At 66.6% G+C, this 9,047-nt stretch carries 4 protein-coding genes; 2 read left to right on the top strand and 2 right to left on the bottom strand.

Going from position 1 to position 9,047, the window contains the following annotated elements; all coding sequences use genetic code 11:
* Together IV088_RS06715 and IV088_RS06710 are read right to left on the bottom strand one after the other, a co-directional pair.
* Window positions 1–1,199: hypothetical protein (locus IV088_RS06715; RefSeq protein WP_291099489.1), on the bottom strand; the 1,199-nt coding region annotated here is incomplete at its 3' end.
* Window positions 1,200–1,642: 443 nt separating this feature from the next.
* Window positions 1,643–2,443, bottom strand: coding sequence for a ComEC/Rec2 family competence protein (locus IV088_RS06710; protein WP_291099486.1), 801 nt, complete (start codon window positions 2,441–2,443; stop codon window positions 1,643–1,645).
* A 129-nt stretch (window positions 2,444–2,572) separates the two neighbouring features.
* Between IV088_RS06710 and IV088_RS06705 the strand changes: the two genes are divergently transcribed.
* Together IV088_RS06705 and IV088_RS06700 are read left to right on the top strand one after the other, a co-directional pair.
* Window positions 2,573–6,082 carry a DUF2126 domain-containing protein gene (locus IV088_RS06705; RefSeq protein ID WP_291099483.1) on the top strand — a complete coding sequence of 1,170 codons (3,510 nt, stop codon included), beginning with the start codon at window positions 2,573–2,575 and terminating at the stop codon, window positions 6,080–6,082.
* Between the two features lie 275 nt (window positions 6,083–6,357).
* Window positions 6,358–8,946 (top strand): circularly permuted type 2 ATP-grasp protein, encoded by a 2,589-nt coding sequence (locus IV088_RS06700; protein ID WP_291099480.1) that lies wholly within the window; start codon window positions 6,358–6,360, stop codon window positions 8,944–8,946.
* Window positions 8,947–9,047 lie beyond the last annotated feature (101 nt).

The raw sequence follows: 9,047 nt of genomic DNA, 5'->3' as shown, positions 1-9,047 counted from the left end.
TGCCTGGAGCAGTTTGACCGGCCACAAGTGGGGCGGTTTGGGGTGGCCATCGGGGCTCCAACACTCCCAGAATCCTCGTCAGGACTGCTTACACAGAGTGGGTTGCTGCTGGCTTGTACAAGGTCAGGCCCAACCAACATCTTCGGGTTGGGGCACCCCTTCGCATCCACAACGAGCTGATGGGTCACGAAGGGGTCGTAGTGTCCTATCGCAGTCTTGTTCACAGCAGCATCGCTGGGGTCACTGTATGACGCGAATGTTGTCGAAAGCGTTCTGCCAATAGGGAACGCGTAACCTGTTGCCCAATCCGCAGAGCTCGTGGCGATGATGAGTCTGGGCGGAGTGCCCTTTCCATGTGGCCACCGCCTCACCAAGTCGAGGTAAGGCTTAAATCGCATCGCTTCAATTGCGGGGTTCACCAGGACCAACACATCCGGTGAAAAACGACGAGTCTGCGGCTCCTGCGGTGCACCTTGAGAAGCCGCGAAGCTAAGCTGGTCAGCAAGAGCCTGGTCAAGAAGTCGCGCACTCAACGCAGAGTACAAAAGCGCCCCGCCAAAGCTGTGCCCAATCGCGACCAATTTCGTGCCGGTTGAGTCGAAGTTTGTCCTGACTTGTTCCAGGCGAAAGAACAGTTCTGTCACGCCCCCGGAGTTCCCGATATTCTGGGCGGCAGCCTTACGGTCCCAGAACGTGAGCGCATAGCTGAGCGGCATCGTGATGCCACTGGATTCGATGGAGTCCCCTCTCCAGCCGACAAAGACTCCCACTACAGGAACCTCTTGACCAGGCGCTTGAGAAAGGCTTTGGGTCTCAGCTGACCTGCCCGCAAACTGCGCGACGAACGTCCTGAACTTGTTTAAGTCGTCGAATGAGTCTTCTGTTGTCCGAGCACTGTGATGCCAGCCATGAACATAGACGAGAACTACGGCACCGGCCCTGGCCGCGCCGGCCACTCCGTCCACAGCGCAGTTCAATTGTGTTCGATTGAACAAGTTTCCATAGTCATCGAACTCAACAACCGCGACCTCCCGATTGGCCAAGACGCACCCCGTCGGACGCAGCTCTGCAGCGATACCCCCTTTGATAACTCCGTGAGCATCCGACCTAGGTGTTGGCTCTGTTTGATAGTGGCGGGTCGGGGTGCAAGCCACTGCCAGAATGCTCGCGAGCAAAACGAGCGCGACTCTCAACTCCATCATTCATCTCCCTGGTATTTACGTTGCGTGAAGCTCCCGAATCAACAAAGGCTCTGACGAACGATTCCATCAGGGCTTCTTAGGGGGTCATGGGAGAAGGACACAACTACTCGAAAGACAAAGTCGCTTCAGTACCTCAACTTTGTCAAATGAGCTCCAGACCCGCAACTATCGTCCGCACAATGTGAAAGTCACTGGGTGGATTCTCTGGCGCCAAAAGCGATGAAGCACCATTTTGGTGCAATCAGTCCCATAACCTAGGACATACACAAAGAGAAGAGGCACCAGCCAAGTTCATGACGCGATAGGTCACGAACAGTCACGGCGCGACAGGAATCCACTCTCGCCCATGCCAGAGTACAACTTTATTGTTTGTTGGTCCTGAGGGTGCATAAGTCCAGAGTACAACCATTTGTTAATTTTTCTCAAAGACTGAGGCTCTTTCATAGAGAGAGCCAGAGTACAACTTTATTGTTTGTCTCCAGGTCGATGGCGCTCTGATCGCCCACCACCAGCGCGGCCAGCACGCCGGCGCTGCGCGCATCGTCCACCCGCTGGTGGATGCGCTCGCTCACCGCCTGCCTCGCGGCCTCCACGGGGTGCCACCCACTGGCGCCCAGAAACACCGGCCGGGGATCACGCGGCCCGTTGCGCACGTAACCGGTGGCGCCGATGCCGTTCTCCCAGAGCCAGCGCTCGCGGTCGAAACCATGGGGGTTGCTGTTGCCGTGCGGACGGCGCAGGCGCACGGTCAGGCGCCAGCGATCACCGGCACGCCAGACCGGCCCGGCGCCGACCGCACCCCGGCTGTACCAGCCCAGCTGCAGCAAGGCGGGCAGGCGCAGGGCCTGACCGCCCCGGGCCGCGGACTCCAGCGCGAACTCGAAGCGCACGCCGTCGGCGCCGCGTTGCGGCAGCGAGGCCACGCGCCCCGTGACCTCGATGTCGATGCCCTCGAGCGCCGGGGGCAGCGCCTGGGCCGCAAAATGCGCGGCCCGCACCCCCGTCAGTCCCCCACCCGCCAGGGCGCCCGCGCACAGGGCGATGCCGACACCGATGGCGGGCCACCCGTTTCCGCGTCGGCCCACCACCAGGGCCAGCCCACCCAGCGCAGCGGCACCCAGCAGCCCGAGCGCATACACCCGCATCGGCCACAGCGCCGCCTGCTGGAGTTGCAGCGCCACGCCCAGCACCCAGCCGGGCAGGACCGCCAGCACGACCCAGGCCATGTTCAGGCCGGGCACGGTGGCGAACTGCCCGCCACCCGTTCATACTGCGATGGCGCGGGACTTGCTAGCCCACGCCTGAGCCCTGCGGGCTGCCATGTCGCCTGCACCACCATTTTTTGCCTCCCTGTTGAAAGTGATCCCAGCATGGCCATCCACGTTGCCCTGAGCCACATCACCCATTATCGGTACGACCGCCTGGTCAAACTCGGCCCCCAGGTGGTGCGCCTGCGCCCCGCGCCGCACAGCCGCACCAAGGTGCTGTCGTACTCGCAGAAGATCGAACCCGCGGGCCATTTCATCAACTGGCAGCAGGACCCGTTCGCCAACTACCAGGCCCGCCTGGTGTTCCCCGAGCCCACCACCGAGTTCAAGGTCACGATCGACCTGGTGGTCGAGATGGCCGTGCACAACCCGTTCGACTTCTTCCTGGAGCCGCGCGCCGAGGAATACCCCTTCACCTACGAAGCCTCGCAGACCCAGGAGCTCGCGCCCTACCTCGCCACCGCGCCGCTGACCGACGAACTCAAGGCCTACCTCGCCCAGGTGGACCTGAAAAAGCGCCGCACCATCGACTTCCTGGTCGATGTGAACCAGATGCTCCAGCGCGACATCTCGTACACCATCCGCATGGAGCCGGGCGTGCAGACGCCCGAGCAGACGCTCAAGCTCAAGAGCGGCTCCTGCCGCGACACCGGCTGGCTGCTGGTGCAGATGCTGCGCCACCTCGGTCTGGCCGCGCGCTTCGTCTCGGGCTACCTGATCCAGCTCGCGCCCGACGTGAAGAGCATCGACGGCCCGAGCGGCCCCGAGAAAGACTTCACCGACCTGCACGCCTGGTGCGAGGTCTTCCTGCCGGGCGCCGGCTGGATCGGTCTCGACCCCACGTCCGGCCTGCTCGCCGGTGAAGGCCACATCCCGCTGGCCTGCACGCCGCAGCCGTCGAGCGCTGCGCCGGTGGAAGGCGCCATGGACAAGTGCGAGGTCGAGTTCGAGCACCACATGGGCGTGACCCGCGTCTACGAATCGCCGCGTGTGACCAAGCCCTACACCGAAGAACAGTGGGAGAGCGTGGTCGCCCTGGGCAAGCAGGTCGATGCCGATCTGGTGAAGCACGACGTGCGCCTCACCATGGGCGGTGAGCCGACCTACGTGGCCGTGACCGACCGCGACGCTGCCGAGTGGAACACCGACGCCCTCGGCCCCACCAAACGCGGCTACGCCACCGAACTGCTGGGCCGCCTGCGCGAGCAATACGGCCACGGCGGTTTCGTGCACATGGGACAGGGCAAGTGGTACCCCGGCGAGCAGTTGCCGCGCTGGGCGCTCTCGATCTTCTGGCGCGCCGACGGCGAGCCCTGCTGGCACAACCCGGCCCTGCTGGCCGATGAGCGAGACGCTGCCAAGTACGACAGCGAAGACGCCCAGCGATTCACCCAGGCCCTGGCACGCAAGCTCGGCCTGTCCACCCACTACATCACCCCCGGTTACGAGGACACCTGGTACTTCCTCTGGCGCGAACGCCGCCTGCCCGTGAACGTGGATCCGTTCGACGCGAAGCTCGACGACGAGCTGGAGCGCGCGCGCCTGCGCCGTGTCTTCACGCAAGGACTGGACGCCACCGTGGGCTACGTGCTGCCGCTGCAAGCCAATGGCCACATCCCACCGTCGGGCAACGGCCAGGGAGGCGAGAGCTACCACCGCGTCTCGGGCACGGTGTGGTCCACCGGCCCCTGGTTCTTCCGCGACGAGCGCATGTACCTCGTGCCCGGCGATTCGCCCATGGGCTACCGCCTGCCGCTCGATTCGCTGCCCTGGGTCTCGGCCGCCGACTACCCGTACCACATCGAGCAAGACCCGCACACCGCGCGCGACCCGCTGCCCAGCGGCGCCACCGTGAAACACCAGGTGTCGCCGCACCAGGTGGGCGGTGGTTTCGCCGAAGGCGGCATGGTGTCCATGCAGGGCGCGGACTTCCATGCCAGCGGCGCGTCCGCCGATGACCCGGCGGCCGGCCAGCCCGGCCCGGGCGCCGCGCCGGCGCAGACCCTGTCGGCGAAGTTCCCGCAGCGCAACGAGTCGGCCGCCTGGCTGACCCGCACCGCGCTTGTGGTCGAGTCGCGCGACCCGCACCGCGCCAATGGCCCCAAGGCCGAAAAAGCCGGCGGCGGCAAGACGCAGCACCTCTATGTGTTCATGCCACCCATGCAGCGTCTCGAAGACTACCTGGACCTGCTCTCGGCGGTCGAGGACACGGCCGAGCAGCTGGGCGTGACCATCGTGCTCGAAGGCTACCCGCCGCCGCGCGACCCGCGCCTGAAGATGCTGCAGGTCACGCCCGACCCGGGCGTGATCGAAGTGAACATCCACCCCAGCAGCAGCTGGGACGAGCTGGTCGAGCGCACCGAGTTTCTGTACGAGGCCGCGCACCAGACGCGCCTGTGCGCCGAGAAGTTCATGACCGACGGCCGCCACACCGGCACCGGCGGCGGCAACCACTTCGTGCTCGGCGGCGCCACGCCGGCCGATTCGCCCTTCCTGCGCCGGCCCGAGCTGCTGGGCAGCCTGGTCGCGTACTGGCACAACCACCCGTCGCTCTCTTACCTGTTCAGCGGCATGTTCATCGGCCCGACCAGCCAGGCCCCGCGCGTGGACGAAGCACGCAACGACCAGCTGTACGAGCTGGAGATCGCGCTGCAGGAGATCGAGAAGAACCGCCAGACCTACGGGCAAAACATGCCTCCGTGGTTGGTCGATAGAACGCTGCGCAACATCCTGATCGACGCCACCGGCAACACGCACCGCAGCGAGTTCTGCATCGACAAGCTCTTCTCGCCCGACTCCAGCACCGGCCGCCTGGGCTTGCTGGAACTGCGCGCGTTTGAAATGCCGCCGCACGCCCGCATGAGCATCGCCCAGCAGCTGCTGCTGCGCGCGCTGGTGTCGCGCTTCTGGCAGAAACCGTTCAGCCAGAAGCTCACGCGCTGGGGCACCGAGCTGCACGACCGCTTCGTGCTGCCCACCTTCATCCGCATGGACTTCGAAGACGTGCTGGCCGACCTCGCCGAGTTCGGCTACCCGCTGGACATGGCCTGGTTCGAGCCGCACTTCGAGTTCCGCTTCCCGCTGGTGGGCCAGGTGGCCGCGCGCGGCATCGAGCTGACCTTGCGCAGCGCGCTGGAGCCGTGGCATGTGATGGGCGAAGAAGGCGCGCCCGGTGGCACCGTGCGCTATGTCGATTCGTCGCTGGAGCGCATCGAGGTGCGCGTCTCCGGCTACAACGACAGCCGCTACGTCGTCACCTGCAACGGCCGAGCCGTGCCCCTGCAGAGCACCGGCACCGTGGGCGAATTCGTCTCGGGTGTGCGCTACAAGGCCTGGAGCCCGCCGTCGGCGCTGCACCCGTCGATCCCGGCGCACGCACCGCTGACCTTCGACATCGTGGACACCTGGATGAACAAGTCCATGGGCGGTTGCCAGTACCACGTGGCCCACCCCGGTGGCCGCAACTACGACACCTTCCCGATCAACGCCTACGAGGCCGAAAGCCGGCGCCTGTCGCGCTTCTTCCAGATGGGCCACACCACGGGCAAGATGAACGTGGCCCCGGCCACGCACAGCCGCGAGTTCCCGTTCACGCTCGATCTCCGGCATTGACCCCTGCGCCGCCCATGCGAGGGGGCGATGCCAGAGGCGACGCACTGCGAACACGTCCAAGCCTGCGCAGGCAGGCTTGGAGCCGCGGCTCTCAGCCCCCCGGGGGGCGCCAGCAGCGGCCCGTCAAAGCAGGTTCCGCGCTGGCCTGGTTGAAGACACTTCCAGCGCGGCGCCGCTGACAAAAAGATGCTCACGTGAAGGACACCACGGGTCAAGGCGATGAAGATGCACCGGCGGCACCACCCGAAGTGCCCGCCCGTGCATACTCCAAAGCCGTGACCCCAGAAGAATCCAGAGACTCCCTGTTTGACGATCTCAGCCCCGACTCTCCCCGGGACTGGGCCTTGTCGTTCTCCATGGCGGCCGACGCGGGCCACCGCGACGAGCTGCGCCAGCCCGGCACCGACGACCTGGCGCCCACCTGGGCCAGTTTCTTCGACCACGTCGGCACCGACGGCCTGGCCGACCTGAACCGCCGCAACGACAACCTGCAGCGCCAGATCCGGGACAACGGCGTCACCTACAACGTCTACGCCGACGCCGCCACCGGCCAGCAGCGCCCCTGGGCGCTGGACCTCTTCCCGATGATCGTGAGCCCGCAGGACTGGGCGAAGATCGAGGCCGGCGTGTTGCAGCGCACCCGCCTGCTCAACGCCATGATGGCCGACCTGTACGGGAAGCGCGAGCTGCTCCAGCGCGCCCTGCTGCCGGCCGCCCTGGTGCAAGGCCATCCGGGCTACCTGCGCGCCATGCAGGGGGTCAAGCCCGTGGGCGGCACCTGGCTGCACATCGTCGCCTTCGATCTGGCCCACGGACCGGACGGTCGCTGGTGGGTGGTGGGCCAGCGCACGCAGGCGCCCTCGGGCCTGGGCTACCTGCTGGAAAACCGCATCGCCATCGCGCGCCAGTTCCCCAAGGCCTTTGCCGGCATGAAGGTGCAGCGCCTGGCCGCGAGCTACCGCGCGCTCATGGACGGCATCAAGGCCATGGCCCCCGAAGGCGAGAACGCGCGCATCGCGCTGCTCACGCCTGGCCCGTACAACGAAACCTATTTCGAACACGCCTACCTCGCGCGTTACCTCGGCCTCACGCTGGTGGAGGGCAACGACCTCACCGTGCGCGACCAGCGCCTCTATCTCAAGACGCTCAGCGGCCTGGAGCCGGTGCACGCGCTGATCAAGCGGCTCGACGACGAGTGGCTCGATCCTCTGGAGCTGCGCTCCGACTCGCGCCTGGGCGTGCCCGGCCTGCTGCAGGTGCTGCGCGCGGGCAACCTGCTGCTGGCCAACGCACCGGGCTCGGCCCCGCTCGAATCGAGCGCGCTGCTGGGCTTCCTGCCCGCGATCAGCCGCCACCTGCTGGGCGAAGAACTGGCCATGCCCTCGCTCGCCACCTGGTGGTGCGGTGAAGACGCCGCGCTGCGCGAGGTGCTGCCACTGCTCAAGGACAGCGTGATCAAGCCCACCTACCCACAGTCGGGCCGCGACACCGCCATGGGCCAGAGCCTGAAAGCGCGCGAGCTCGACGAATGGTCGGGGCGCATGGTGCGGCACCCCGACGACTACACCGTCCAGGCCTGGCTGCCACTCTCGCAAACGCCCACCTGGACCGGCGAGCACCTGATCCCGCGCTCGGCCATGCTGCGCGTGTTCGCGCTGGCCGACGGCCCGCAGAGCTGGCGCATGCTGCCCGGTGGCCTGGTGCGCCTGGCGCCGCGCGGCCAGCTCATGGCGTCCATGCAGCGCGGCGGCAGCAGCGCCGACTGCTGGGTGCAGACCGAAGGCACGGTGGACCACACCAGCCTGCTGCAAAGCGCGCCCAGCACCATGGCGCTGGCGCAGCACAAACGCCCGGTCACCAGCCGCGCGGCCGAAAACCTGTTCTGGCTCGGGCGCTACACCGAGCGCGCTGAAAACAGCATCCGCCTCGCGCAGATCGTGCTCACCCACCTGGGCGGTGAAGAGCCCAACTCCAGGCCGCTGATGGCCTGGCTCTCGGCCACCGCACACGAAAACTCGCTGGTGCTGCCCGACGTGCCCGCTGCCGAACAATCGGCCCGCGTGTTCGCACGCTCGCTCATGGCCGGCCTCTCGCCCGCGCCCGGCACACCGCTGGCCGGGCAAACGTTCAGCGTGGGCTTCAACCTGCGCGCACTCAAGGCCTCGGCGGCGCAGGTGCGCGAGCGCCTGTCGCAAGAACACTGGAACCTGATCGAGCGCACCGAAGCCGGCTTCGCAAGCGACTGCGCCAGCATGGCCGCTGACGCCGAATACGCCACCACCGAAGCCCTGGCCGCGCTGCAAAACGCCAGCGAGCTGCTGGCCGCCATCACCGGCGCACAGACCGACCGCATGGTGCGCGACAGTGGCTGGCGCCTGCTCTCGGTGGGCCGCCACATCGAACGCCTCATCACCCTCTCGCGCGCGCTCATGCTCAGCCTGGAACACGGCTGCCTGCACGACCAGGCCGGCTTCGAGGCCGTGGTGGCGCTGTTCGACAGCACCATCACCTTCCATGCCCAGTACCAGCAGCGCCGCGACATGGTGGCGCTGATCGACCTGCTGGTGATGGACCGCGACAACCCGCGCTCGCTGGCCTGGGTGGTGCAGACATTGAGATCACGCCTGGCCAAGCTCTCGCAAAGCGCCACGCCGCAAGACGCCGTGCTCGCCCAGGGCCTGCCCGACCCCGACACCTGGGTGCTCGCCGACCTGAGCAACTGGCAGCGCCACCCCGAAGGCGAGCGCCACTGGGGCGACCTGGAAGCCCTGCTGGAAGACTGCGAAGACGCGGCCGGCGAACTCTCGGAAGAGATCACCCGCCTGCACTTCAGCCACGCCGACCGCAAGAACCAGAGCTTGTGACCCACCCCCATCGCTTGCTCGCTGCGCGTAGCCGCTCCGCCCTTCAAGGGGCAACACCAGCGGCCCGGCAAAGCCGGTTCCGCGGTGTTCCCGGTCCATAC

It is taken from the genome of Hydrogenophaga sp. (genome assembly GCF_018780075.1).
Classification (GTDB): Bacteria; Pseudomonadota; Gammaproteobacteria; order Burkholderiales; family Burkholderiaceae_C; genus Hydrogenophaga.
Note: the sequence above shows the minus strand (reverse complement) of the source record. Positions and strands in the feature narration are given on the sequence as shown.